The organism is Pseudomonas shiyinii (assembly GCF_056725765.1).
Window position 1 is genome coordinate 2,383,782 of record NZ_CM161522.1, and the last position, 23,688, is coordinate 2,407,469.

Annotated in this window: 26 protein-coding genes and 1 pseudogene; 18 read left to right on the top strand and 9 right to left on the bottom strand. The window is 64.7% G+C overall.

The window, feature by feature from the left end; all coding sequences use genetic code 11:
- Window positions 1-353 precede the first annotated feature (353 nt).
- The 11 genes from ACXHGZ_RS10825 to ACXHGZ_RS10875 all read left to right on the top strand — a co-directional run bounded on the left by ACXHGZ_RS10825 (window position 354) and on the right by ACXHGZ_RS10875 (window position 12,712).
- Entirely contained in the window at window positions 354-1,415 is a 1,062-nt protein-coding gene (locus ACXHGZ_RS10825) for a 3-deoxy-7-phosphoheptulonate synthase (RefSeq protein WP_084857754.1), read from the top strand.
- A gap of 77 nt (window positions 1,416-1,492) precedes the next feature.
- A complete protein-coding gene (locus ACXHGZ_RS10830) occupies window positions 1,493-1,774 on the top strand; it encodes a peptidylprolyl isomerase (RefSeq protein WP_084857752.1) in 282 nt (93 codons plus the stop codon).
- Window positions 1,775-1,901: 127 nt separating this feature from the next.
- The gene (locus ACXHGZ_RS10835; RefSeq protein ID WP_480463794.1) at window positions 1,902-3,743 is read left to right on the top strand and encodes an extracellular solute-binding protein; all 1,842 of its coding nucleotides are present in this window, start codon (window positions 1,902-1,904) and stop codon (window positions 3,741-3,743) included.
- Window positions 3,740-4,798, top strand: coding sequence for a microcin C ABC transporter permease YejB (locus ACXHGZ_RS10840; RefSeq protein WP_084857748.1), 1,059 nt, complete (start codon window positions 3,740-3,742; stop codon window positions 4,796-4,798). The genes ACXHGZ_RS10835 and ACXHGZ_RS10840 overlap by 4 nt, the downstream gene beginning before the upstream one ends.
- Window positions 4,798-5,814 carry an ABC transporter permease gene (locus ACXHGZ_RS10845; protein ID WP_480463795.1) on the top strand — a complete coding sequence of 339 codons (1,017 nt, stop codon included), beginning with the start codon at window positions 4,798-4,800 and terminating at the stop codon, window positions 5,812-5,814. The genes ACXHGZ_RS10840 and ACXHGZ_RS10845 overlap by 1 nt, the downstream gene beginning before the upstream one ends.
- A gap of 167 nt (window positions 5,815-5,981) precedes the next feature.
- A complete protein-coding gene (locus ACXHGZ_RS10850) occupies window positions 5,982-7,376 on the top strand; it encodes a sigma-54 interaction domain-containing protein (RefSeq protein ID WP_480463797.1) in 1,395 nt (464 codons plus the stop codon).
- 211 nt (window positions 7,377-7,587) lie between these two features.
- Window positions 7,588-8,979 carry a GntP family permease gene (locus tag ACXHGZ_RS10855; protein ID WP_480463798.1) on the top strand — a complete coding sequence of 464 codons (1,392 nt, stop codon included), beginning with the start codon at window positions 7,588-7,590 and terminating at the stop codon, window positions 8,977-8,979.
- 10 nt (window positions 8,980-8,989) lie between these two features.
- The gene (gene hbdH, locus ACXHGZ_RS10860; RefSeq protein ID WP_480463800.1) at window positions 8,990-9,760 is read left to right on the top strand and encodes a 3-hydroxybutyrate dehydrogenase; all 771 of its coding nucleotides are present in this window, start codon (window positions 8,990-8,992) and stop codon (window positions 9,758-9,760) included.
- Window positions 9,761-9,817: 57 nt separating this feature from the next.
- Window positions 9,818-10,297, top strand: a complete 480-nt coding sequence (gene eco / locus ACXHGZ_RS10865; protein ID WP_480463802.1) for a serine protease inhibitor ecotin — start codon at window positions 9,818-9,820, stop codon at window positions 10,295-10,297.
- A gap of 145 nt (window positions 10,298-10,442) precedes the next feature.
- Complete coding sequence (locus ACXHGZ_RS10870; protein ID WP_480463804.1) at window positions 10,443-12,401, top strand: acetoacetate--CoA ligase; 1,959 nt, start codon at window positions 10,443-10,445, stop codon at window positions 12,399-12,401.
- A gap of 35 nt (window positions 12,402-12,436) precedes the next feature.
- Entirely contained in the window at window positions 12,437-12,712 is a 276-nt protein-coding gene (locus ACXHGZ_RS10875; protein WP_084857735.1) for a peptidylprolyl isomerase, read from the top strand.
- A 3-nt stretch (window positions 12,713-12,715) separates the two neighbouring features.
- Here the strand turns inward: ACXHGZ_RS10875 and ACXHGZ_RS10880 are convergent, their stop codons facing one another.
- Window positions 12,716-13,339 carry a LysE family translocator gene (locus ACXHGZ_RS10880; protein WP_084857733.1) on the bottom strand — a complete coding sequence of 208 codons (624 nt, stop codon included), beginning with the start codon at window positions 13,337-13,339 and terminating at the stop codon, window positions 12,716-12,718.
- Between the two features lie 134 nt (window positions 13,340-13,473).
- Between ACXHGZ_RS10880 and ACXHGZ_RS10885 the strand changes: the two genes are divergently transcribed.
- Both ACXHGZ_RS10885 and ACXHGZ_RS10890 read left to right on the top strand, forming a co-directional pair.
- Complete coding sequence (locus tag ACXHGZ_RS10885; RefSeq protein ID WP_480463806.1) at window positions 13,474-14,295, top strand: helix-turn-helix domain-containing protein; 822 nt, start codon at window positions 13,474-13,476, stop codon at window positions 14,293-14,295.
- Window positions 14,296-14,507: 212 nt separating this feature from the next.
- Window positions 14,508-15,128 carry a LysE family translocator gene (locus ACXHGZ_RS10890; protein ID WP_480463808.1) on the top strand — a complete coding sequence of 207 codons (621 nt, stop codon included), beginning with the start codon at window positions 14,508-14,510 and terminating at the stop codon, window positions 15,126-15,128.
- Here the strand turns inward: ACXHGZ_RS10890 and ACXHGZ_RS10895 are convergent.
- The gene (locus tag ACXHGZ_RS10895) at window positions 15,106-15,801 is read right to left on the bottom strand and encodes a metallophosphoesterase (RefSeq protein WP_084857726.1); all 696 of its coding nucleotides are present in this window, start codon (window positions 15,799-15,801) and stop codon (window positions 15,106-15,108) included. The genes ACXHGZ_RS10890 and ACXHGZ_RS10895 overlap by 23 nt on opposite strands.
- A 251-nt stretch (window positions 15,802-16,052) precedes the next feature.
- Between ACXHGZ_RS10895 and ACXHGZ_RS10900 the strand changes: the two genes are divergently transcribed.
- Window positions 16,053-16,295 (top strand): hypothetical protein, encoded by a 243-nt coding sequence (locus ACXHGZ_RS10900; protein WP_480463809.1) that lies wholly within the window; start codon window positions 16,053-16,055, stop codon window positions 16,293-16,295.
- A gap of 11 nt (window positions 16,296-16,306) precedes the next feature.
- On the opposite strand, the gene ACXHGZ_RS10905 is transcribed toward ACXHGZ_RS10900, so the two are convergent.
- From ACXHGZ_RS10905 to ACXHGZ_RS10930, 6 genes are all read right to left on the bottom strand, one after another.
- Window positions 16,307-16,807, bottom strand: a complete 501-nt coding sequence (locus tag ACXHGZ_RS10905) for a methylated-DNA--[protein]-cysteine S-methyltransferase (protein ID WP_480463810.1) — start codon at window positions 16,805-16,807, stop codon at window positions 16,307-16,309.
- A gap of 92 nt (window positions 16,808-16,899) precedes the next feature.
- Window positions 16,900-17,226 (bottom strand): hypothetical protein, encoded by a 327-nt coding sequence (locus ACXHGZ_RS10910; protein WP_084857721.1) that lies wholly within the window; start codon window positions 17,224-17,226, stop codon window positions 16,900-16,902.
- 129 nt (window positions 17,227-17,355) lie between these two features.
- A complete protein-coding gene (locus ACXHGZ_RS10915) occupies window positions 17,356-17,568 on the bottom strand; it encodes a hypothetical protein (RefSeq protein ID WP_084857719.1) in 213 nt (70 codons plus the stop codon).
- A 128-nt stretch (window positions 17,569-17,696) separates the two neighbouring features.
- Entirely contained in the window at window positions 17,697-18,212 is a 516-nt protein-coding gene (locus ACXHGZ_RS10920; protein WP_480463812.1) for an anti-virulence regulator CigR family protein, read from the bottom strand.
- Between the two features lie 137 nt (window positions 18,213-18,349).
- Window positions 18,350-18,646: a hypothetical protein gene (locus tag ACXHGZ_RS10925; RefSeq protein ID WP_480464032.1), complete on the bottom strand. Its 297-nt coding sequence runs from the start codon at window positions 18,644-18,646 to the stop codon at window positions 18,350-18,352.
- Window positions 18,647-18,761: 115 nt separating this feature from the next.
- On the bottom strand, window positions 18,762-19,256 hold the full coding sequence (locus ACXHGZ_RS10930; RefSeq protein WP_480463813.1) for a hypothetical protein: 495 nt from the start codon (window positions 19,254-19,256) through the stop codon (window positions 18,762-18,764).
- A 231-nt stretch (window positions 19,257-19,487) separates the two neighbouring features.
- Here ACXHGZ_RS10930 and ACXHGZ_RS10935 point away from each other — a divergent pair, with 231 nt between their 5' ends.
- From ACXHGZ_RS10935 to ACXHGZ_RS10950, 4 genes and pseudogenes are all read left to right on the top strand, one after another.
- Window positions 19,488-19,745, top strand: coding sequence for a hypothetical protein (locus ACXHGZ_RS10935; protein WP_084857913.1), 258 nt, complete (start codon window positions 19,488-19,490; stop codon window positions 19,743-19,745).
- 91 nt (window positions 19,746-19,836) lie between these two features.
- A pseudogene (locus tag ACXHGZ_RS10940) lies at window positions 19,837-20,026 on the top strand (site-specific integrase); the annotation flags it as partial.
- A gap of 20 nt (window positions 20,027-20,046) precedes the next feature.
- Window positions 20,047-21,633 (top strand): ABC-F family ATPase, encoded by a 1,587-nt coding sequence (locus ACXHGZ_RS10945; protein WP_084858016.1) that lies wholly within the window; start codon window positions 20,047-20,049, stop codon window positions 21,631-21,633.
- Between the two features lie 200 nt (window positions 21,634-21,833).
- Window positions 21,834-23,012 (top strand): MFS transporter, encoded by a 1,179-nt coding sequence (locus ACXHGZ_RS10950; RefSeq protein ID WP_480463815.1) that lies wholly within the window; start codon window positions 21,834-21,836, stop codon window positions 23,010-23,012.
- 55 nt (window positions 23,013-23,067) lie between these two features.
- Here ACXHGZ_RS10950 and ACXHGZ_RS10955 read toward each other — a convergent pair whose 3' ends face one another.
- A complete protein-coding gene (locus ACXHGZ_RS10955) occupies window positions 23,068-23,679 on the bottom strand; it encodes an FMN-dependent NADH-azoreductase (RefSeq protein ID WP_084858018.1) in 612 nt (203 codons plus the stop codon).
- Window positions 23,680-23,688 lie beyond the last annotated feature (9 nt).

The following is a 23,688-nucleotide window of genomic DNA, read 5'->3' on the forward strand; positions in this document are numbered from 1 at the left end:
GGTTTAGCCACTAGGCGCCGCTGATACCCACACGGCGCCCACCTTCGAGGGGCCGCCGAACACGAGAATACTCAAACCCCCGGTCGGCTCCCCGCCCCGGGGGTTTTGCTTTTCCAGGCTTTTGAAAAACACCGATTCACATTGAGGACAGATTCATGAACGCCATCACCTATCACTACGCAGACACCTACGCCTGGCGATTTAGCCAATCCCGTTCGGGCCAGCCTGCCGCCTCCGTTCGGTCGCTCCTGGGTGGCAACGCCGTACGCAGTACCACACCGAATATCTGTCGAACACCTCGATAGGGCCGACCGCGCGGGCCTGAACCCGCCGTCCGCCCAGGGAAACAAGCCATGCACTCGTCGAACCTCGCACTGCCCCTGACCCAGCCCCAGGCTGCCAACACCGCCGTCAGCCAACGCCTGCCAAGCCCGCACCTGCTCAAGCAGCAGATGCCACTGGGCAGCGCCCTCGCCCAGCAAGTCCAGCAACATCGCCAGGCCATACGCGCCATTCTCGAAGGCCTCGACCCACGCCTGCTGGTGGTGGTCGGCCCATGCTCGCTGCACGATCCACGCTCGGCACTCGAATACGCCGACCGCCTGGCGGCCCTCAGCCGCGAAGTGGACGACAAGCTGCTGCTGGTGATGCGTGCCTACGTCGAGAAGCCGCGTACCACGGTGGGCTGGAAAGGCCTGGCCTACGACCCGCACCTGGACGGCAGCGACGACATGCATGGCGGTATCGCCCTGTCCCGCGGGTTGATGCTGGGCATGATCGAGCGCGGCCTGCCGGTCGCCACCGAGTTGCTGCAACCGATGGCCGCCGGCTACTTCGACGACCTGCTGGGCTGGGCCGCCATTGGCGCACGTACCACCGAGTCGCAGATCCACCGCGAGATGGTCAGTGGCCTGGAACTCCCGGTGGGCTTCAAGAACGGCACCGACGGTGGCGTCGGCATCGCCTGCGACGCCATGCGCAGCGCCGCCCACCCGCACCGCCATTTCGGCATGGATGCCCAAGGCCACCCGGCGATCATCGAGACCCTGGGCAACGCCGATACCCACCTGGTCCTGCGGGGCGGGCACCAGGGCCCCAACTATGATGCCGCCAGCATCGCCCAGGCCCGCCAGGGGCTGGCCAAGGCCGGCTTGACCGCACGCATCATGGTCGATTGCAGCCACGCCAACAGCGGCAAGGACCCGGCTCGCCAGCCAGCGGTGTTCGAGGATGTGCTGGAGCAGCGTGTACAAGGTGACCGCTCGATCATCGGCATGATGCTCGAGGGCCATTTGTTCGACGGCTGTCAGACGCTGGGCAAGGGCCCGTTGCAATACGGCGTGTCGATCACCGACGGCTGCCTGGGCTGGGACGCCACCGAGGCATTGCTGCGACGCGCGGCCGAGCGTTTGTGAGGCAAGGGCAAGCCTGGCGAGACATACCCCGGATAAGTGCGCTAGGCTTGCCTTTTTCACCCAAGGAGTACCTTCCCATGGCACGTGCCACTGCCCGCCACATCCTGGTCAGCACCGAAGAGAAGTGCAACGAACTCAAGGCGCAGATCGAAGCCGGTGCCGACTTCGCCGAAGTCGCCAAGGCCAACTCCACTTGCCCATCCAGCCGCCAGGGCGGCGACCTGGGCTCGTTCGGCCCGGGCCAGATGGTCAAGGAATTCGACACCGTGGTGTTCAGCGCCCCGGTCAACACCGTGCAAGGCCCGGTCAAGACCCAGTTCGGCTACCACCTGTTGGAAGTGACCAGCCGCCAGGACTGAGCCAGACTTGGCCCTGCCTGCCCGCCTCCCCTCTGTGGGAGCGGGCTTGCCCCGCGATTGCGCCAGCGGCGGCAACGGTGTCGCCCCTGCTGGCGCAGTCGCGGGGCAAGCCCGCTCCCACAGGGGCATGCGTCGCTCGATAGCGTGGTGCATCGTCTGGTTCCTCGGCCTGCCCTCGACAGGCCACGCCGCGCCTACCCACGCCCTCACCGTCTACGGCCAAACCCCGCGCTATTCCGCCTCCTTCGGCCACTTCGATTACGTCAACCCCGACGCCCCCAAGGGCGGCACTTTGCGTCGCTCGGCGCTGGAAATCGGCCAGTTCGACCATATCCTGCCGTACATCGACAAGGGCATCGGCGTCAGCGAAGTCGATGGTTGGCTCTATGCTCCGCTGGCGGTGCGCTCGTTCGACGAGCCCTATACCGTCTATGGCTTGATCGCCCGACACATGGAGCGCGGCCCCGACGATGCCTGGCTGCGTCTGGAGATCGACCCGCGCGCGCGCTTCGCCGATGGCAAGCCGGTACGCGCCGAAGACGTGCGCTTTACCTTCGAGCTGTTGATGAGCAAGGGTAGCCTGCGCTACCGCACCCAGTTCGCCGATGTCGCCGCCGTGGTGGTCGAAGGCCCACGCACGGTGCGTTTCGACTTCAGGCAACCCCACGGCCGCACCCTGCCCCTGGACTTGGCCAGTCTGCCAGTGCTGCCCGAACATGACTGGCAGCAGCGCGACTTCGCCAATGGCGCAGGCTTCGACAAACCGGTGGGCAGTGGCCCCTACCGCATCGGGCGGATCGACAACGGCCGCAGCATCACCTTCGAGCGCGACCCGACCTGGTGGGCCCGGGACCTGCCCGCAAGCCGCGGGCGCTACAATTTCGAGCGCATCCGCATCGAGTACTTCGGCGATACCGAGGTCGCCCGCCAGGTCCTGCGTGGCGGTGGCTACGACTACAACCGTGAATTCTCCGCCACCGCGTTCACCCTCGGCTACAACGGCGAGGCCCTGGATGACGGCCGCCTGCAGCGGGCGCACCTGGGCCCGGCCAAGCCGCAGACCGCCCAGGGTTTCGTGTTCAACCTGGAACGACCGATGTTTCAGGACCGCCGCGTGCGCCAGGCCCTGGCCATGCTCTGGGACTTCGAATGGAGCAACCGGCAGATGATGCGCAACCTGTACATCCGCCAGCAGAGCGTGTTCTCCAATACCCCGCTGGCCGCACGCCAATTGCCTGATGCCGCCGAGCTGAAGCTGCTCGAGCCGCTGCGCGGCCGGGTGCCGGACGAAGTCTTCACCCAGGTCTTCCAGGCGCCGGTGACCGATGGCTCGGGCATCATCCGCCCCCAGCAGTTGCAGGCCCTGGCTTTGCTGCAAGCGGCCGGCTGGCGGCCACACGAGGACCGCCTGGTGAATGCCATGGGCGAGCCCCTGAGCTTCACCTTCCTCAATGGCCAGTCGGGCCTGGAGCGCCTGTTGTTGCCGTGGAAGCGTAACCTGGCGCAGATCGGCATCACCCTGAACATCCGCAACGTCGACTCGGCCCAGTACGTCAACCGCCTGATGGCGCGCGACTACGACATGATCGTCACCGGCTACCCGGTCACCCTCTCACCCGGTGCCGAGCTGTACAACTATTTCGGCTCGGCCGCCGCCAAGGACCCTGGCTCGAACAACCTCATGGTGCTGCGCGACCTGGCCGTGGACACGCTGCTCGATGGCCTGGTGCGCGCCGACACCCAGGCCGACATGCTGCACCATGCCCGCGCCTTGGACCGGGTGCTGCAGTGGAACTACTACTGGATCCCCAATTACTACCCGCCGGGCAGCTCCACGGTCTGGTGGAACCGCTTCGGCCTGCCCAAGGTGCAGGCAGCCTATGACGAGGGCCTGGATACCTGGTGGGAAATCAGCCCGACGCCGCTGACCGATGCCCAGATGGCCGAACGCTTGAAGGCCACCCCATGACGGCCTACATCCTGCGCCGGCTGCTGTTGATCATCCCCACGTTGCTGGCGATCCTGCTGGTCAACTTCGCCATCGTCCAGGCGGCCCCCGGCGGGCCAGTGGAGCAGGCGGTGGCGCGCCTGCAGGGTATCGGCGGAGGCGCACCGGGTGCGCGGGCCGAGACGGTGCAGGGCGAGTCCCGCGCGAGCCGTGGGTTGGACCCCAAGCTGATCGAGGCGATCAAACGTCAGTATGGCTTCGACAAGTCCGCCCCCGAGCGCCTGTGGTTGATGCTTGGCCAATATGCCCGCCTGGACTTCGGCCAGAGTTTCTTCCGAGGGGCGAAAGTCACCGACCTGATTTTGGAAAAGCTCCCAGTAACCCTGTCGCTGGGCTTCTGGGCCACGCTGATCACTTACCTGGTGTCGATCCCCCTGGGCATCCGCAAGGCCGTACGCCATGGCAGCCGCTTCGATGCCTGGAGCAGTGCCTTGATCATCGTCGGCTATGCCCTGCCCTCGTTCCTGTTCGCCCTGCTGTTGATCGTGCTGTTCGCCGGGGGCACGTCGCTGAACTGGTTCCCGGTGCGCGGGCTGGTCTCGGAGGACTTCGACCAGCTCAGTGTGCTGGGCAAGGTCGCCGACTATTTCTGGCACCTGGTGCTGCCGGTCGGGGCCCTGGTGATCGGCGGCTTCGCCACCCTGACGCTGCTGACCAAGAACGCCTTCCTCGACGAGATCTCCCGCCAGTATGTGGTCACCGCCCGGGCCAAGGGCCTGAGCGAGAGGCGGGTACTCTATGGCCATGTGCTGCGCAACGCCATGCTGCTGGTTCTGGCCGGGCTGCCCCAGGCGCTGATCACGGTGTTCTTCGCAGGCTCGCTGCTGATCGAGGTGATCTTCTCCCTCGACGGCCTGGGCCGCATGAGCTATGAAGCCGCCGTGTCGCGGGACTACCCGGTGGTGTTCGGCACCCTGTTCATCTTCACCTTGGCCGGGCTGTTGATCCGCCTGGCGGGCGACCTTGGCTATACCCTGCTCGACCCACGCATCGATTTCGACACGAGGGCGCACTGATGCTCTCCCCGGTCGCCCGTCGGCGCTTGCGGTGTTTCCGGCGCAACCGTCTGGGTTGGGTCTCGTTGTGGCTGTTCACCGGCATCCTGCTGCTGAGCCTGGGGGCGGAGTTGGTGGCCAACGACAAGCCGCTGCTGCTCTCCTACAAGGGCGAGCTCTACACCCCGGCACTCAAGCGCTACACCGAGCAGCAGTTCGGTGGCCAACTGCCCTTCCAGCCGGACTACCGCAGCACCTATGTGCGCCAGCTGATCGAAGGCAAGGGTGGCTGGATGCTGTTCGCACCGATTCCGTTCAGCGCCGATACCCCCAACTACGACCTGCAAGTGCCCACGCCCAGCCCGCCGAGTGCCAGCAATTGGCTGGGCACCGATGACCAGGGCCGTGATGTGCTGGCGCGGGTGTTGTACGGCACGCGTGTGTCGCTACTGTTCGCCTTCGCCTTGACGCTGGTCAGCGTGCTGATCGGCGTCACCGCGGGGGCGCTGCAGGGCTACCACGGCGGCTGGGTGGACCTGCTCGGCCAGCGTTTGCTGGAGGTCTGGTCAGGGTTGCCGGTGCTCTATCTACTGATCATCCTCAGCGGTTTCGTCGAACCGGATTTCTGGTGGTTGCTGGGAATCATGGCGTTGTTCTCCTGGCTGACCCTGGTGGACGTGGTGCGCGCCGAGTTCCTCCGTGGGCGCAACCTGGAGTACGTGAAAGCTGCACGGGCCCTGGGCTTGCCGGATGGGCAGGTGATGCTGCGGCACATCCTGCCCAACGCCATGAACGCCACCCTGACCTACGTACCGTTCATGCTCACCGGGGCCATCACCACCCTGACAGCCCTGGACTTCCTCGGCTTCGGCATGCCGGCGGGCAGTGCCTCGCTGGGCGAGCTGGTGACCCAGGGCAAGCAGCACCTGGAGGCGCCCTGGCTGGGCTTCACGGCATTCTTTGCCTTGGCGCTGATTCTCTCGCTGCTGGTGTTCATCGGCGATGCCCTGCGCGAGGCATTCGACCCACGGGCATAGCCGCCCACACAAACCTCTGTGGGAGCGGGCTTGCCCCGCGATAGGAGCGACACAGTATCGAGGCTGCATGGCAAGGGCTTCGCCCTTGATCGCGGGACAAGCCCGCTCCCACAAGGGCGGCACTTATAGCCATAATCCTTGCCACCGCATTCCAAAGGCCCGGCCCCATGCAACAAAGCGACAGCCTCAAGGACTATCCCAAGGTTCGCCAACTGGCGATCCGCTCGTTGTTCGAGATCATCGAGCAATCCAGCGAGGGCACGGTGATCGTCGATCGCCAGGCACGCATCGTCTGGATGAACGAGCGCTACGCCCGGCGCTTTGGCCTGGTGGATGCGGCCAGCGCCATCGGCCAGCCCTGCGAGGCGGTGATCCCCGGTAGCCTGATGCGCGAGGTGGTCAGCAACGGGCGACCGATCCTGCTGGACATGCTCGACACGCCCAACGAGCCGTTGGTGGTGATGCGCCTGCCGATCCACGATGAGCGCGGCGAGCTGATCGGCGCCATCGGCTTCGCCCTGTTCGACGAGCTGCGCAGTCTCTCGCCGTTGCTCAAGCGCTATTCGAGCATGCAGCAGGAACTGGCGTCGACACGTTCGCAACTGAAGGCACGCCAGGCCAAGTACAGCTTCGCCCAGTTCGTCGGCACCAGTGCCGCAAGCCTGGAGGCCAAGCGCCGGGCACGCCGCGGCGCGGGCAGCGATTCCCCGGTTCTGCTGCTGGGCGAGACCGGTACCGGCAAGGAACTCTTGGCCCACGCGATCCATGCCGCCTCGCCACGGGCGCACAAGGCATTCGTCAGCATCAACAGCGCAGCCATTCCGGAGACCTTGCTGGAAGCCGAGTTCTTCGGCACCGCCCCGGGCGCCTTCACCGGTGCCGACCGCAAAGGGCGCAGCGGCAAGCTGCAACTGGCTGAAGGCGGCACCCTGTTCCTCGATGAAATCGGCGATATGCCGCTGGCCCTGCAAAGCAAGTTGCTGCGGGTACTGCAGGAGAAGGAGTACGAGCCGGTCGGCTCCAACCAGATGCTGCGCAGCGACGTACGCGTCATTGCAGCCACGTCGATCGACCTGCAGGCGGCCATGGCCAGCGGCGCGTTTCGCGCCGACCTGTATTACCGGCTCAACGTGCTGCCCATCGAAGTACCGCCCCTGCGCGAACGCCTGGGCGATCTGCCGGCGCTGTGCGAGGCAATCCTGGCCGAGCTGGGCAGCCAGTACGAGCTCGAACCCGACGCCCAGGCGTTGCTGGCACGCCACGCCTGGCCTGGCAATATCCGTGAACTGCGCAATGTGCTGGAGCGTGCGACGCTGCTGGCGGATCAGCCGCGCCTGGGGGTGGACGATGTACGCTCGGCGCTTGGGCCGTTGACCCCTCTCGCGCCGATGGGTGCAGTACCTCAGGGGTACCGTCAGGCGTGCGAGGCATTCGAGCGCAGATTGATCGCCGATGCCCTGGCCAGTTGCGCTGGGAATGTGCCGCAAGCCGCGAAGGCGCTGGGGTTGGGGCGGTCGACGCTGTACAAGAAGATGATCGCTTTGGGGATCCAGTCTCAATAAAGAGACTTTACTCTCAAACTGGAGACGGCCTTTTGAGTGGGAGCTGGCGAAGCCTGCGATGGGCTGCGCAGCAGCCCCAGCAGTCTCAAAAGCGAGACGCATGCACGCAAATGTTATTTAAACTCCATATAAATCAATAAGTTATAAATCTGGCACGGATCCCGCTATCTCCTCGTTCAACCATAAAAACAACGACCTGGAGACTCCCTCGATGACTGTGCTCATCGCCCTCGCTGCCTTGGCCCTATTGATGTTGGCCGCCTATCGCGGCTACAGCGTCATCCTCTTCGCCCCCATCGCCGCCCTCGGCGCCGTCCTGCTCACCGACCCTGCGGCCGTGGCCCCGACCTTCACGGGCGTGTTCATGGAGAAGATGGTCGGCTTCATCAAGTTGTACTTCCCGGTGTTCTTGCTCGGCGCCGTGTTCGGCAAGCTGATCGAGCTCTCCGGCTTCTCGCGCTCGATCGTCGCAGCCGCCATTCGCTTGCTGGGCACGCGCCAGGCCATGTTGGTGATCGTTCTGGTGTGCGCGCTGCTCACCTACGGCGGCGTGTCGTTGTTCGTCGTGGTATTCGCGGTGTACCCGTTCGCAGCCGAAATGTTCCGCCAGAGCGACATCCCCAAGCGGCTGATTCCGGCGACCATCGCCCTGGGCGCGTTCTCCTTCACCATGGACGCCCTGCCCGGTACCCCGCAGATCCAGAACATCATCCCCAGCACCTTCTTCAACACCACCGCCTGGGCCGCGCCCTGGCTCGGGCTGATCGGCACCCTGTTCGTGTTCAGCGCCGGCATGCTCTACCTGCGTCGCCAGCGCAACAAGGCCCAGCGCGCGGGCGAAGGCTACGGCAATGACCTGCGCAACGAGCCGGAAACCGCAGACGACCTGGCTTTGCCCAACCCATGGCTGGCCCTTTCGCCGCTGGTGCTGGTGGGCGTGATGAACCTGCTGTTCACCCACTGGATCCCCCAGTGGTACGGCGCGACCCATACCCTGCAACTGCCGGGCATGAGCGCGCCGGTGCAAAGCGACGTAGCCAAGCTGACCGCCATCTGGGCAGTGCAGGCCGCCTTGTTGGTCGGCATCCTGATGGTGCTGGTGTGCGCCTTCGGCGCCATCCGCCAGCGCCTGGCCGAGGGCACCAAGAGCGCGGTCGGCGGCGCTCTGTTGGCAGCCATGAATACCGCCTCGGAGTATGGCTTCGGCGCGGTGATCGCCTCGCTGCCAGGCTTTCTGGTACTGGCCGACGCTCTGCGCGCCATCCCCAACCCACTGGTCAACGAAGCGATCACCGTCACGCTGCTGGCAGGCATCACCGGCTCGGCGTCCGGCGGCATGAGCATTGCTCTTGCAGCCATGAGCGAGAGTTTCATCGCCGCCGCCCACGCCGCCGACATTCCCCTCGATGTGCTGCACCGGGTGGCCGCCATGGCCAGCGGCGGAATGGATACCCTGCCGCACAACGGTGCGGTGATCACCTTGTTGGCCGTCACCGGGCTGACCCATCGCGAAGCCTACAAGGACATTTTCGGTATTACCCTGATCAAGACCCTGGCGGTTTTCGTGGTCATCGCCACGTTCTACGCCACCGGCATCGTCTAAGGAGACTGGCATGACACTCAACGGCAAGACCGCACTGGTCACAGGTTCCACCAGCGGCATCGGCCTGGGGATAGCCCAGGTGCTGGCCGGCGCAGGCGCGAATATCGTGTTGAACGGCTTCGGCGACCCGGCACCGGCACTGGCCGAGATCGCCCGGCTGGGCGTGCCGGCCATTCATCACCCGGCCGACCTGTCCGATGTGGCCCAGATCGAGGCGCTGTTCGCCCTGGCCGAGCGCGAATTCGGTGGTGTCGACATCCTGGTCAATAACGCGGGCATCCAGCACGTGGCGCCGGTGGAGCAGTTCCCCATCGAGACCTGGGACAAGATCATCGCCCTTAACCTCAGCGCCGTGTTCCATGGCACCCGCCTGGCGCTGCCCGGCATGCGCGCGCGCAGCTGGGGGCGAATCGTCAACATCGCATCGGTACATGGCCTGGTGGGCTCCACCGGCAAGGCCGCCTATGTGGCAGCCAAGCATGGCGTGGTGGGGTTGACCAAGGTCGTGGGCCTGGAAACCGCTACCAGCAACATCACCTGCAACGCCATCTGCCCAGGGTGGGTGCTCACGCCGCTGGTGCAGAAACAGATCGACGACCGCGCCGCCTCAGGCATTGACCCACAGCAGGCGCAACACGATCTGTTGGCTGAAAAGCAGCCTTCCGTGACATTTGTAACACCTCAGCACCTCGGAGAGCTGGTATTGTTCCTGTGCAGCGAAGCCGGTAGCCAGGTCCGTGGTGCCGCCTGGAACGTCGATGGCGGTTGGCTGGCCCAGTGAGGGCCCGCCGGGATCTGGCGCGGCTTTGTGTTTGTCTTTAATCAGCAAGGAGGCCTCATGCGCCCATTCCCATTGACCGCGATCCTTTCCCTGACCATGGCCTGCGCAGCACCTGCGATGGCCGCCGGGCTCAAGGATGTCGCGCCCTACCCCGAGGCGGAAAAAGGCTTCACCCGGCAGGTCATCCACCTGCCGGCACAAACCGACGAGTCGGCCCACCAACTGGAGATCCTCGCCGGCAAGACCCTCACGGTCGACTGCAACAAGCAGCGCCTGGGCGGCAAGCTCGAAGCGCACAACCTCGAAGGCTGGGGCTACAGCTACTACCGCCTGGAGAAGGTCGCCGGGCCCATGAGCACCCTGATGGCCTGCCCGGATGGCAAGAAGACCGAGGCCTTCGTGCCAGTGGTCGGCGAAGGCTTCATGCTGCGCTACAACAGCAAGCTGCCAGTGGTGGTGTACGTGCCGGAAGGCATCGAGGTGCGCTATCGCGTCTGGTCGGCATCCGACGACGTACAAAAGGCTAAAGTGGAGTAAACAGTGATTTAGCGATACCCCTGTGGGAGCGGGCTTGCCCCGCGATCGAGCCGGACCTGTCAGTGCCATTGCTGCCTGGCAGGCACAATCGCGGGGCAAGCCCGCTCCCACACGGCCCCCTTGAACGGGAATGGGAGGTTTCGGCATGAACGATGTGCTCTGGCGCCCCTCCACGGCGCAGGTCCAGGCCAGCCGTATGGACGCCTTCCGCCGCCGGGTCAACCTGAGGTTCAACCTCCAGCTCGACGACTACGCTGCCCTGCACCGCTGGAGCGTCGAACAACGCCCGGCCTTCTGGCAGGCCCTTGCCGAATATTTTCAGGTCCAATGGCACACCCCGCCCTCCCAGGTACTCGACGAGGGCCCGCACATGCCCGATGCGCACTGGTTCCCCGGGGCCACCCTGAACTACGCCGAACACCTGCTGCAGCGCCGCGACGACCGTCCGGCCGTGATCGCCGTGCGCGAGGATGGCCAGCGCCAGGCCTTGACCCATGCGCAACTGGCGGCCCATGTCGCTGGCATGCAGAAGGCTCTGCAAGGTCTCGGTATCCAGGCAGGTGACCGGGTCGCCTCGGTCATGCCCAACACCTGGGAAACCCTGGTGACCATGCTGGCCTGCGCCAGCCTCGGCGCGATCTGGTCCAGCTCGTCGCCCGAGTTCGGCCTGCACGGCATCATCGACCGTTTCGGCCAGATCACGCCCAAGCTGCTGATCGCCTGCGCAGGCTACCAGTACGCCGGCAAGGCCATCGACCAAGTGGAGAAGATCAACCAGGTCACGGCCCAGCTACCCAACCTGGAGCACCTGTTGATCGTACCCTACACCCGCCCGCATACACGCGCCGACGAATTCGCCGCGCAACGGGTCAGCCTGTGGGACGACTTCTATCAGCCGGGGGGGGAGCCGCACTTCGCAGGGCTGCCCTTCGACCACCCGCTGTACATCCTCTACTCCAGCGGCACCACGGGCGTGCCCAAGTGCATCGTCCATCGCGCCGGTGGTGTCCTGCTGCAGCATATGAAGGAACATGGCCTGCACAACGACCTGAAGGCCAACGACGTCCTGTTCTACTACACCACCTGCGGCTGGATGATGTGGAACTGGCTCGCCAGCGGCCTGGCCGTCGGCGCCACCTTGGTGTTGTACGATGGCTCACCGTTCTACCCCGGGCCCGAGCGCCTGCTCGATCTGATCGACGCCGAAGGTATCCACGCCTTCGGGACCAGCGCCAAGTACCTGGCAGCCCTTGAGCAGGAAGGCATCGTGCCCGCCGACAGCCATCGCCTCGACCACCTGCGCCTGATCATGTCCACCGGCTCGCCGCTCTCGCCCCACAGCTATGACTACGTCTATCGCAAGATCAAACCGGACCTGTGCCTGGCCTCGATGTCCGGCGGCACCGATATCGTCTCCTGCTTCGTGCTCGGCAACCCGGTATTGCCGGTGCGCCGCGGCCAGATCCAGTGCAAGGGCCTGGGCATGGCCGTGGAGGTCTGGAACGAGGCCGGCCGACCGGTGATCGGCGAAAAAGGCGAGCTGGTATGTACCCGCAACTTTCCCTGCATGCCGGTGGGCTTCTGGGGCGACGATGATGGCAGCCGCTACCACGACGCCTATTTCAGCCAGTACCCCGGCGTCTGGGCCCAAGGCGACTACGCCGAGGAGCACGCCGAAGGCGGCCTGGTCATCCACGGCCGTTCCGATGCGGTGCTCAACCCCGGAGGGGTACGCATCGGTACGGCGGAGATCTACCGCCAGGTGGAAAAGGTCGCGGAGGTCGTGGAAAGCGTCGCCATCGGCCAGGACTGGCACAACGACGTGCGGGTGGTGCTGTTCGTGCGCCTGCGCGATGGCCTGCAGCTGGACGATGCCTTGCGCCAGCGTATCCGCCAGGTGATCCGCCAGTACACCACACCGCGCCACGTACCCGCCGTCATCGCCCAGGTCACGGACATTCCGCGCACCATCAGCGGCAAGCTGGTGGAACTGGCCATCCGCAACGTGGTGCACGGCCTGCCGGTGAAGAACACCGATGCCCTGGCCAACCCGGAGGCCCTGGCGCAATTCCGGGACCGCGCGGAGCTGCGCGATCAGGCATAATGGCGCCCTTTTTTGCCAGAAGCACAGGTGGTCCCATGAAAGCCCAAGCCCGTCACATCCTGGTCAAGACCGCTGCCGAAGCCGAACAGCTCAAGCAACGCCTCGCCAAGGGCGAAGCCTTCGATGTACTGGCAAAGAAATTCTCGACCTGCCCCTCGGGCAAGCGCGGCGGAGACCTGGGCGAAGTACGCCCCGGCCAACTGGTGGGCGCCATCGACCAGGTGATCTTCAAAAAGGCCTTGCGCGTGGTGCACGGGCCGATCAAGACCAAGTTCGGCTACCACCTGGTGCAGACGTTCTACCGCGACTGACCCTCAGCGCCGCGCCGCCAGCAGACCCAACCCGGCGCAACCGAGCAGCGAGGCACTGACGCGGTTGAACAACCGGCGCGGCCCAGGGCGGCTGAACCAGCGCTGCAGATAGGCGCCAAGGCCCGCATAGATGGCGATCGCCGCCCACTCCAGGAGCAGGAACAGCACGCCCAGCCAGAGGAACTGCTCGGCCACGGGCGTAGGGCTGCCCACCGAGACGAACTGCGGCAGGAAGGCTGTGAAGATGAGAATCGCTTTAGGGTTGCCCGCGGCCACCCAGAACTCTTGTCGCGCCAACCGCCAGGTACCCCGCGGGTGATCGGCGCTCACCACGGCTTCGCCCACCGGCGCACGCCACAACTGCCAGGCGATGTAGAACAGGTACGCGGCGCCCACCACTTTGATCGCCAGGAACAGGTATTCGCTGGTGTGCAGCACCACCGCCAGGCCCATGGCAGCCAAGGCGATCATGCCGCTGAAAGCCAGGATGCGCCCGCCACCGGCCACGCAGGCGGTGCGCAGGCCATAGCGGCTGGCGTTGTGCAGCGACAACAGGTTGTTGGGGCCCGGCGCCATGTTCAGGGCGAAGCAGGCGGGGATGAACAGCAGCAGGCTCGACAGGTCCATTATTCTTCTCCATCAGGACGCGAAAGCCTCGCGCCGCCGAGCGGGTGGCGTCAAGCACAGTCACAAGGGAAATGGCCGTAACAGTGCCCAGCGTTTAGAATGCGGACCTTGGTATCCGGCAAGGCAGGCTTTGCATGACCCGTCCACACAGCGAAATCTGGCGTGACCCGGCGCTGCCGTTCGTGGAAAGCCGCCGCGCCTGCCATAGCCGGGCCTGCTACAAAGCCCACAGTCACCCAACGTTTTCCATCGGGGCGGTAGATACCGGCCTGAGCGATTTCACCGGCGCCGGCGAAGGCCATGAACGGCTGACGCCTGGCACCCTGGTGCTGGTTCCGGCGCAGCGTGTACATGCCTGTAACCCATTGCCGGGGCAGGCCTGGAGCTATCAGATGCTGCACCTGGATGCTCAATGGCTGCAGCAGCTGCGGTTGGAGGCTGGGGTAGCGGCCAGTGAACCCGGGGCACCGGCGCGAATCAGCCGGTCAGCTTCGGTGTACCGCCGGTTCTGCCACCTCAATGAACTGTTGTTTTCCGAAGCAGGGGCGGCGGAGAAGGAAGCGGCACTGGTGGCATTCATCGGTGACCTTGATCTTGCCGCCCATGACACCCTCGATGCGGCGCCGGTACCGACCCTAGGGGAACCGGCGTTGCGTGAGCTGCTTGAGATGATCGAGGCGCAGGGTTCGGCTGGGATGAGCTTGAGCCAGCTGGCCGCCCAGGCGGGCCTCGGCCGTTACCAGCTGATCCGGACATTGCGCGCCGCCACCGGGCTCACGCCCCATGCCTACCTGCTCAACGCCCGCGTCAATCGCGCTCGTCACCTGCTCGGCCAAGGCAAGGCGCTGGCGGAGGTCGCCCATGAGCTGGGGTTCGCCGACCAAGCCCATTTCCAGCGGGTGTTCAAGGCCCATGCAGGCGTGACGCCAGGGCGTTATCGCAGCGGGGCCGCCTAACGGGTGGTGCACTGGCCCGGGCGAAGGCGATATCACGTCGGGCCCAATCGCGGGACAAGCCCGCTCCCACAATGGGCCGCAAAATCAAGTGGTTATGGGGTGCTCTGTAGGGCTCGTCCCGCGGTTGGGCCGTGCAGCCTGCAATTTTCTTCAATACAGACGAGCACCCGGCGAACAGACTGCGGCTTTCCCCACTGCAGAAGCCCAGCCCCATGGAGCAATTCTTGATGGTCGCCGCCGCCCACTTCCTCGCCCTGCTCTCCCCAGGCCCCGATTTCTTCCTGGTGGCCCGCACCTCGGCCAATGCCGGTTGGCGGGTGGCCAGCGGCGCCTGCCTGGGTATCGCCCTAGCCAACGGACTGTTCATCGTTACCGCGTTCGCTGGCGTCTCGATCTTGCGCGAGGGCAGCACGCTGTTCGTCGCCCTGCAACTGGCCGGCTGTGCCTATCTGTTGTACATCGGCGCTCTGTTCCTGCGTCACGCCGGGCACAGCAGCCTGGCGGCCAGCGACAACGGCCTCGTCCAACCCTCGCGCGGCTGGCTGCACAGCCTTGCTCAAGGTTTCCTCTCAGGCATGCTCAACCCGAAGAACGCCCTGTTCTATGCCAGCCTGGCGAGCATGGTCGCCACGACCAGCGTTGTCTGGAAGATCGCCTATGCCGCGTGGATGTTCACCGTCGTGGCAGTCTGGGACTTGCTGGTGGCCATGGCCATCGGCAACCGCCGTGTGCTGCGCCGGTTCGCCCGCGTGTTGCCCTGGCTGGAGCGTGCCTCGGGCGCCATGCTGATACTCCTGGCCAGCGTTGTGCTCATGCACCTGGCATGGGGCTGACCAATGCCAGGGTATGCAGGTCCATGACGCTGAAGAAGCCCCTGGCCCAGCCGCCGGTATCCAAGTGCCAGACGTTGCCCAAGCACTTGGCCTGCACCACCGGTGTATGCCCCACCAGCAAGGCACGCAGGCCGGCGACCGGCGCCGTATCGCCTTCGCGCAGGCGACGCCGCGACCATTGGCAAACCTCCCGTACATCCGGGTCGTCCGCTGCCTCCAGTCTCTCCCGCAAGGTCGGCCAGTCAGGAAACGGGCTGTCGGCATGCAGCAACCCCACCAAACCAGCGGGGGTCTGTACTTCCATGCCCAGCGGCATCCGGGCGAATCCTTCCACGTAGCGCTGCTGGTCGGCCTCGGGCAGGTCGAGAAACCAGGCCCCGCCCGCGGCACGGTACATGTCCAGCTCGACCCGCCCACCGCGCAGGTGGGCGATGGCCAGCGCCTCATGGTTGCCCTGCACAGCGTGAAACCAAGGCTGTGCCAGCCATTCCAGCGCCTGGGTGCTGTCCGGGCCTCGGTCGACCAGATCGCCGACACTGAACAGCCGGTCGACCGACGGATCGAAACCCACGGTGTCCAGGCATTGCTGTAGACGCGCGAAATGCCCATGGATATCGCCCACGGCCAGGTCGCGTCCCCGGGTATTGGCGGCTACCCGCCGAAAACGGCTCATTGCATCGATCCTCTATTGCGGTGCCGACGGCAGGCTTGGAATGGAAGTGCGTCATGCGTACCGCCCTCGCCTGTGCCGTCACGATGATGCGGGTACTCGACAGCATGGCACACGCCGCCCTGACCATGCAGGTCGCGGTACGCTTCGAACATTCGCGACACAACGCCGCTCCCGCGGGGTATGCTCGGGCTTTCTATTCCCATGGATGGACGACATGACCCCTTCCCCCCGCAACTGCGAGGCCTGAGGCAATGAAGTACTTGCTCGCGGCCCTGGTCAGCTACGCCTGCACCTATTACCTCACCGGCCTGTTGATCCAGGGCCGCCTGGCGGATATCGCCGAAGGCCTGCGGCACCGGCCCGATGCCCCGCGACCGGGGGAATACCTGCGCAAGGTAGAGCGATACGCCCGGCGCTCACGCCGCCAATACAGCCTTGCGGTGGGCTCGGTGCTGGCGGCGGTGGGTTGCCTGTTGCTGTATTGGCTGGGCTGAGAGGCCTGGCGTCAAAAACCAAGCGCCAAGCTCTGGCGGCCCTCGAGGGCGAGCAGGTATTGCTTGGCCTGCAGACCACCGGCAAAGCCGGTCAGGCTGCCCGAAGCACCGATCACCCTGTGGCAAGGGGCGATGATCGATATCGGGTTGCGTCCATTGGCGGCCCCTACTGCCCGTACGGCACTGGGGTTGCCGATCTGCCGGGCGATTTCGCTGTAGCTGCGGGTTTCACCGAAGGGAATGGTCAGCAGCGCCGCCCAGACTTGGCGCTGGAACTCGGTGCCGAGAAAATCCAATGGCAATTCGAAACGCTGGCGTTGGCCGGCGAAGTACTCACCCAGTTGGCGAGCCGTTTCCGTCAAGGTCGGGTGGGTGTCGCTGCGGTGCAGCTCGCCCAGGCGCACGCGGTTCTCCCGCTCCTGCTCCCACAGCACCGCCGCCAGGCAGTCGCCGCGCGCGACCAGCGTCAAGGTGCCTACAGGTGATTGCATGAGGGTGAAGGCACTGGACATCGATGGGCCTCGAACGAGAAAACGGATGCCGGCACTCTACGCCCGGTAGCCCTTCTGCGCATCCGCTTTCTTGCCCGCGCAGCCATCGACGCTCAACGCCCCGCGCAAGCCGCCACGACGCTGGGCCTGGCAGTACGGCGGCACGATTGCAGGGCCGGCTCGCCAGCCACCTTCCTGGCGCGCCCGACGCCCCAGGCCAGTGCCCGGGTCATCGACTCGCCAGGGCGGGAGTCGAATGCTTCTTCATGCAAGGCCATGCCCGAGGGTGCGTAGACACCAATGAACATCTGCGTGGCACCGGTACGGGACAACCTCACCTGCACGTCGATGCAAGTACCACAATCGAGGGTCTCGTCGTGCCCGCGATGATGAAGGGTAGGGTCTGCCCATGACCAGAACACGTCTCCACGAATTTTCATGCCGCCTCCTACGACTTTAGTCTTATATGTGTTGGTAGAGGCACCATAGCGGAAGCACACCGGCACGCAACCGCATTGCGCGCAATGGCGGGCACAATCAGACAACCGGCGTGACCCAATTATGGGGAATCAGGTGTCGGGGGTTTTCTCGCAGCCTGGCTCAAGTAGCGATTCGGCGAACGTCATCCACTCTTCGAATGCCTTGCGATGGGCCTGGCACATCCCTTTCCATTCGGGGCCGCCAACGCGGCCGTAGGCGATCTGGTTCATGGTCGAGGAGGTCAACGCGTCGAGCTCCCTCAACAGGTGGTAGGCACGGTAACGCTTTTCTCTTTCAGGCATTGGCTTGTCTTCCAATGTTGCACAACAAGGGCAGCAGGAAGCCTTTTGGGTTCACTGTTCTGGGCTTCCTGCTTCTGGACCTGCGATAGCTGCAAAAGGTCCGTCGCCTCTGGAGACTGCGTCTTGGCTTAGTGGAACGCGCCGTCGAGCACCTCGTAGATGATGCCGGTCGCTACCGCGACCAGGAGCAGGTCCGCGCCGGCCTGCATCCATTCGTAGCCGTCGTAGTGGGGGAGATGGCCGAGCAACCTGCCGTCGAGCTTCTTGGCGATGCCCGGAGGGAGCGGCTTGCCACGTGCCAGGTTCTTCTGGATGCCCGGCGGCAGGGCTGGCCCAGGGCTCCAGTAGTTCCGGTAGCCGCTCAATATGCCCAACACATCGCCATGGTCGATGGAGGGGCCGCGGTAATGATCGCCGCGGTAATCATTGTCGTAGCCGCCCCCCCCTTTGTGACCGCCGCCTGGGTTGCCGCCCCCCTTGTTGCCACCGCCGGAGTGGCTGTTGCCCGGGGCGTGCTGGACCTGGTTCTTGCCATGCCCTTGGCCTTGCCCCTTCCCGTTGCCCGGATCGGCAAAGCCCAGGCATGGGCCGACAGCCAACGCAAACGAAGTCACTGCAATCACGATAGCGCGAGACTTGGCCATAACTGCTTCCTTCCGTGAGGGTGGATCCCCTGCACTGTAGACGATGGTCATGGGAAAAGTTCCCTGGCTTGGCCTGGTTATCTGCAACTTGAAAAGATCCGTTGTAAACGTTGGAGCGAGTTCTCAGAAAACGCCCATTACCGACTGCGGATCACTGCACTGATCGCCCAACCTGCGAATACGAAAAAGGCATCGAGGTAGAACAGGCCTTGGTAGTTGGGCAGTGCCTGTCCGGGCGCGACCGGATCAGGGCTTGGCGGGAAGATCGCGTAGACGCCGTTGGGCACCAGCGCCAACACCAGCAGTGCGCCATAGGTGGCCATGCGCAGCACGTTTTGCCGTTCGCGCGACGCGTCCGCCATCTTCAAGCCAAAGAAGGCGATCACCGCCGCCAACGGTAATACCCAGATGTGCAGGGGCAGGCTGAAGAACACCTCAGCCATCACGCTTTTCGTTTCCACAATTGCAATACCTTGCCGATGAAGGCCGGGATTATCCATGGCCCGCCAGGGTACTGACTACCCTGGCATCATCGGCATGGGCGAGGCGTCACTCGGTGGCCTTGCAGGTGTCGAAGTTGGCGAACGAGAAACTGACCAAGGCGGCACGCGGCTCTCGTCCGGTGAATTCGCTGCTGATCTCGGCAATGTCGTCGCTCAACTTGAACGCACTGGACGACCAGACCACACCTCGGGCGACCCGCTCATCCTGGTCCGGCATGCCATACCTGGTCTTCAATTCGTCCAGCAGCGCCCCACTGGCACGATTCGACCGGTCGAAGCGCATCTGTACCAGGCACAGCTCGTCATCCTTGCTGAACACGTAGTTGTAGCCATCGGCCTGGGCGTCGAGCTTCGGCGCCTGTTTGGACGTGTAGATCAAGGCCCCTACATTGTTGGTGCCGACCTTCTGCAAGATGGCATGCCGCTCGATCTGCTCGCGCTTGAGGCCCATTTTCGTGCCTGCGGGGCCTTCCCATGGGCCTTCGTCGGAGCAGCCGTAGATCATCGCCGTCGCCAGGGCCAACACTGCAAAACGCTTCATGCCTGTCCTCCTCGTTGATGGGCGGAATCTACCACAGGACGTAGCGCTGGCTAATGCCCTGTCAACGTGTTTGTGTGTGCACCTTGGCCATGACTCCTGTCCGCCTATCCAGCTTGGATGCAAAGCCAGTACCGATCCGCGGCAGGCCATAGTACGGTGCGCCTCGAACGTACTGCCTGGTGCCTTGCCTGCAAGCCCACGGACCCGGCCATTCACGACCTGGGAGGTCAAATGCAACGTGTTCAAGCAACAAGTCAGGAAGCTCTGGATCTGGCTTTGATTGCGTTCTACCGCTTCAAGATCGGCGAGATAAAAGTGTTCGACCTGGAGCGCGCAATGAGCTTCGAAGTGGGCCAGGCCCTGGCTCAAAGTGGCCTGGTAAGGTTCTCGATAACGCAAATGGCATCTGGGCGTTATCGGATCAGCGACCAGGGAGAACATTCGATCACAGAGGCTGGACGTGCTCGGCTGGAGCACCTTCGCGGCTAGAACCGCCCGCCAGCCCGAACCCAGCACCGTGGCGACTCGCGGTGCTGGATGCCGGCCCCGCTCATCAGGGGCCTTGGCATCGGATTTAGCGCCCCCGTACAACTGCCGTCGCACCTATGCGACAATACGCGCAATGTCCGGCCTCAACCCCCGCATTCATCGCCCAACAGCTGGGTCACAGCATGCACATGCTGCTGTCGACGCACGCCTGTTGGCTCAACTCAAGCTCCGACTGGAGCGCGCTGGAAACGCTCAGGATCGCTGACCCTCCAGCCGCGTAAGTTACTGATAGGTAAGCGCTTTGATCTCCACCGCTAACATCACCATGCAATTCGGCGCCAAGCCGCTCTTCGAAAACGTCTCGGTCAAATTCAACAACGGCAACCGCTACGGCCTGATCGGCGCCAACGGCTGCGGCAAGTCGACCTTCATGAAGATCCTCGGCGGTGACCTGGAGCCGTCCGCCGGCCAGGTGATGCTCGAGCAGAACACCCGCCTGGGCAAACTGCGCCAGGACCAGTTCGCCTATGAGGAATTCACCGTCATCGACACGGTGATCATGGGCCACGAGCAGCTGTGGAAGGTCAAGGCCGAGCGTGACCGTATCTATTCCCTGCCGGAAATGACCGAGGAAGACGGCATGGCCGTCGCCGAGCTCGAGACCGAGTTCGCCGAGATGGACGGCTATACCGCCGAGTCCCGTGCCGGTGAACTGCTGCTGGGCCTGGGCATTCCGCTGGAGCAGCACTTCGGCCCGATGAGCGAAGTGGCGCCAGGCTGGAAGCTGCGTGTGCTGCTGGCCCAGGCGTTGTTCTCGGACCCGGACGTGCTGCTGCTGGACGAACCGACCAACCACCTGGACATCAACACCATCCGCTGGCTGGAAAGCATCCTCACGGCGCGTAACAGCACCATGGTGATCATTTCCCACGACCGGCACTTCCTCAACAGCGTCTGCACCCACATGGCGGACCTGGACTACGGCGAGCTGCGCCTGTTCCCGGGCAACTACGACGAGTACATGACCGCCGCCACCCAGGCGCGCGAGCAGCTGCTGGCCGACAACGCCAAGAAGAAGGCCCAGATCGCCGAGCTGCAGACCTTCGTCAGCCGCTTCTCGGCCAACGCCTCCAAGGCCAAGCAGGCTACCTCGCGCGCCAAGCAGATCGACAAGATCCAGCTGGCCGAGGTCAAGCCGTCGAGCCGGGTCAGCCCGTTCATCCGGTTCGAGCAGACCAAGAAGCTGCATCGCCAGGCGGTCACCGTGGAGAAGGTTTCCAAGGGCTTCGAGGGCAAGGTCCTGTTCAAGGACTTCAGCTTCACCGTCGAAGCCGGCGAGCGTGTGGCGATCATCGGCCCCAACGGTATCGGCAAGACCACCCTGCTGCGTACCCTGGTCGGTGAGATGAAACCCGATGCCGGCGCGGTGAAGTGGACCGACAGCGCAGAAGTGGGCTACTACGCCCAGGACCACGCCCACGACTTCGAAGACGACGTGAGCCTGTTCGACTGGATGGGCCAGTGGACCCAGGGCGAGCAGCTGATTCGTGGCACCCTGGGCCGCATGCTGTTCTCCAACGACGAAATCCTCAAGTCGGTGAAGGTGATCTCCGGTGGCGAGCAAGGCCGCATGCTGTTCGGCAAGCTGATCCTGCAAAAGCCCAACGTGCTGGTCATGGACGAGCCGACCAACCACCTGGACATGGAATCGATCGAGGCGCTGAACCTGGCGCTGGAGAACTACCCCGGGACCCTGGTTTTCGTCAGCCATGACCGCGAGTTCGTGTCGTCGCTGGCCACCCGCATCATCGAGCTGACGCCCGACGGTGTGGTGGACTTCAGCGGCACCTACGACGATTACCTGCGCAGCCAGGGCGTAGTGGTCTAACCCCTGCCTTTCGCCGCTCCTACGCGGGGCGCTGCGCGCCCATCGCCGGCAAGCCGGCTCCCACAGGTCATGCGTCAGCCTCGAGGACAGCACTGTCGCTGTGGGAGCCGGCTTGCCGGCGATGGGCTGCGTAGCAGCCCCAAGTGCAGCCGATAAGGCTTGACTGACTGGCATTCCACCGCCTATCCGCGAACGCCCCCATGACCGCCCAACCACCTGCCTCCGGCATCACCCTGCAGATCCTCTCGATCGTCTTCTATACCTTCATCGCCTTCCTGTGCATCGGCCTGCCGATCGCAGTGCTGCCCAGCTATGTCCACGACCAGCTCGGCTTCGGCGCGGTGGTCGCGGGGCTGACCATCGGCCTGCAGTACCTCGCCACGTTGCTCAGCCGCCCCTTTGCCGGGCGGGTAGCCGATGGCCTGGGTGGCAAGCGGGCGATTCGCTACGGGCTATACGGCATCGCAGGCTGTGGCGGGCTGACCCTGCTGTCGGCCTGGACGGTCGCCCTGCCCTGGCTGAGCCTGCTGCTGTTGCTGGCCGGGCGCCTGTGCCTTGGCATCGCCCAGGGCTTGATCGGTGTCGCCACCTTGAGCTGGGGTATCGGCCAGGTGGGCAGCGAACACACGGCACGGGTGATTTCCTGGAACGGTATCGCCTCCTACGGCGCCATCGCCATCGGCGCACCGGCCGGCGTGCTGCTGGTGAACGCGCTGGGCTTCAGCGTGCTCGGCGTCGCCCTGGTGGTATTGGCCGTGATGACCCTGCTGATGCTGCGCACGCGCCCGGACGCGGTGGTGCTGCGCGGCGAACGGTTGCCGTTCTGGTCGGCCTTCAGCCGGGTGGCGCCCTTTGGCCTGGGGCTCACCCTGGCATCGATCGGCTACGGTACCCTGACCACCTTCGTCACCCTCTATTACCTGGAACGCGGCTGGGTCGGTGCGGCCTGGTGCCTGAGCGCATTCGGCCTGTGCTTCATCGTCTCGCGGCTGCTGTTCGTCAATGCCGTCAACCGCTTCGGCGGCTACAGCGTCGCCATGGCCTGCATGGCTACCGAGGTCGTGGGGCTGACCCTGCTGTGGCTGGCGCCTTCTCCGGCCGCGGCCCTGGTGGGCGCAGGGCTGACGGGGTTCGGCTTGTCACTGGTATATCCGGCCCTCGGCGTCGAGGCCATCAAGCAGGTCCCCAGCAGCAGTCGGGGGGCCGGGCTGGGCGCCTACGCGGTGTTCTTCGACCTGGCCTTGGCCATCGCCGGCCCGGTGATGGGCGCGGTAGCTGTACGCCTGGGGTATACCTCGATCTTTTCCGTGGCGGCCCTGCTTGCCTTGGCGGGCGTGGGCCTGGTGTTGCTGCTGGCCCGTCGCGGCCAGGGCCATTGAAAACGAAAAAACCGGCTGCAGCCCAGGGCCACAGCCGGTTTTTCATTCAACGCGATCAGGCGGCAGCGAACAGCTCGTTGGCAATCTGTGCCTGGGCGGCATCGATGGCCTGGCTGCGGTGTTCCGGGCCATAGGCCAAGCCGTGGGCGCGGACGATCTCAAGGTCGGTGACACCGATGAAGCCAAGGAAGACCTTGAGGAAGTCCTCGTGGCCCACGCCGGTCGGCTGGCCATGGTGCAGGCCACCGGCGGTGGACACCAGGATCACTTTCTTGTCACCGCACAGGCCTTCCGGGCCTGCCTCGGTGTAGCGGAAGGTCTTGCCGGCGACGGCGACGCGGTCGATCCAGGCCTTGAGCTGGGTCGGCACGCTGAAGTTGTACATCGGCGCACCGATCACCACGGCGTCGGCGGCGAGGAATTCTTCCAGGGTCTCGGCGCTCAGCTTGGCTTCGTGGGCCTGGGCGGCATCGCGCACCTCTTCCGGGGTACCTGCGGCAACCAGGGTGGCGGCGGAGAAGTGGCTGATGGCGTCGGCCGCCAGGTCACGGTAGACCACTTCGATGCTCGGGTCGGCGGCTTTCCAGGCTTCGACGACTTCGCGGCTCAGCTGGCGGGAGGCGGAATTGTCGCCCAGGATGCTCGAATCGATATGCAACAGTTTCATGGGATTCTC

Bases quoted from the DNA above. Each gene is read 5' to 3' on its own strand.
- ACXHGZ_RS10835 (WP_480463794.1), top strand. From the start codon at position 1,902: ATGCGTCGCTCGATAGCGTGGTGCATCGTCTGGTTCCTCGGCCTGCCC.
- ACXHGZ_RS10910 (WP_084857721.1), bottom strand. From the start codon at position 17,226: ATGAAAATTCGTGGAGACGTGTTCTGGTCATGGGCAGACCCTACCCTT.
- ACXHGZ_RS10855 (WP_480463798.1), top strand. From the start codon at position 7,588: ATGACTGTGCTCATCGCCCTCGCTGCCTTGGCCCTATTGATGTTGGCC.
- ACXHGZ_RS10850 (WP_480463797.1), top strand. From the start codon at position 5,982: ATGCAACAAAGCGACAGCCTCAAGGACTATCCCAAGGTTCGCCAACTG.
- ACXHGZ_RS10905 (WP_480463810.1), bottom strand. From the start codon at position 16,807: ATGTCCAGTGCCTTCACCCTCATGCAATCACCTGTAGGCACCTTGACG.
- ACXHGZ_RS10895 (WP_084857726.1), bottom strand. From the start codon at position 15,801: ATGAGCCGTTTTCGGCGGGTAGCCGCCAATACCCGGGGACGCGACCTG.
- ACXHGZ_RS10955 (WP_084858018.1), bottom strand. From the start codon at position 23,679: ATGAAACTGTTGCATATCGATTCGAGCATCCTGGGCGACAATTCCGCC.
- eco (WP_480463802.1), top strand. From the start codon at position 9,818: ATGCGCCCATTCCCATTGACCGCGATCCTTTCCCTGACCATGGCCTGC.
- ACXHGZ_RS10930 (WP_480463813.1), bottom strand. From the start codon at position 19,256: ATGAAGCGTTTTGCAGTGTTGGCCCTGGCGACGGCGATGATCTACGGC.
- ACXHGZ_RS10880 (WP_084857733.1), bottom strand. From the start codon at position 13,339: ATGGACCTGTCGAGCCTGCTGCTGTTCATCCCCGCCTGCTTCGCCCTG.
- ACXHGZ_RS10915 (WP_084857719.1), bottom strand. From the start codon at position 17,568: ATGCCTGAAAGAGAAAAGCGTTACCGTGCCTACCACCTGTTGAGGGAG.
- ACXHGZ_RS10840 (WP_084857748.1), top strand. From the start codon at position 3,740: ATGACGGCCTACATCCTGCGCCGGCTGCTGTTGATCATCCCCACGTTG.
- hbdH (WP_480463800.1), top strand. From the start codon at position 8,990: ATGACACTCAACGGCAAGACCGCACTGGTCACAGGTTCCACCAGCGGC.
- ACXHGZ_RS10890 (WP_480463808.1), top strand. From the start codon at position 14,508: ATGGAGCAATTCTTGATGGTCGCCGCCGCCCACTTCCTCGCCCTGCTC.
- ACXHGZ_RS10935 (WP_084857913.1), top strand. From the start codon at position 19,488: ATGCAACGTGTTCAAGCAACAAGTCAGGAAGCTCTGGATCTGGCTTTG.
- ACXHGZ_RS10950 (WP_480463815.1), top strand. From the start codon at position 21,834: ATGACCGCCCAACCACCTGCCTCCGGCATCACCCTGCAGATCCTCTCG.
- ACXHGZ_RS10885 (WP_480463806.1), top strand. From the start codon at position 13,474: ATGACCCGTCCACACAGCGAAATCTGGCGTGACCCGGCGCTGCCGTTC.
- ACXHGZ_RS10900 (WP_480463809.1), top strand. From the start codon at position 16,053: ATGAAGTACTTGCTCGCGGCCCTGGTCAGCTACGCCTGCACCTATTAC.
- ACXHGZ_RS10870 (WP_480463804.1), top strand. From the start codon at position 10,443: ATGAACGATGTGCTCTGGCGCCCCTCCACGGCGCAGGTCCAGGCCAGC.
- ACXHGZ_RS10825 (WP_084857754.1), top strand. From the start codon at position 354: ATGCACTCGTCGAACCTCGCACTGCCCCTGACCCAGCCCCAGGCTGCC.
- ACXHGZ_RS10920 (WP_480463812.1), bottom strand. From the start codon at position 18,212: ATGGCCAAGTCTCGCGCTATCGTGATTGCAGTGACTTCGTTTGCGTTG.
- ACXHGZ_RS10875 (WP_084857735.1), top strand. From the start codon at position 12,437: ATGAAAGCCCAAGCCCGTCACATCCTGGTCAAGACCGCTGCCGAAGCC.
- ACXHGZ_RS10830 (WP_084857752.1), top strand. From the start codon at position 1,493: ATGGCACGTGCCACTGCCCGCCACATCCTGGTCAGCACCGAAGAGAAG.
- ACXHGZ_RS10845 (WP_480463795.1), top strand. From the start codon at position 4,798: ATGCTCTCCCCGGTCGCCCGTCGGCGCTTGCGGTGTTTCCGGCGCAAC.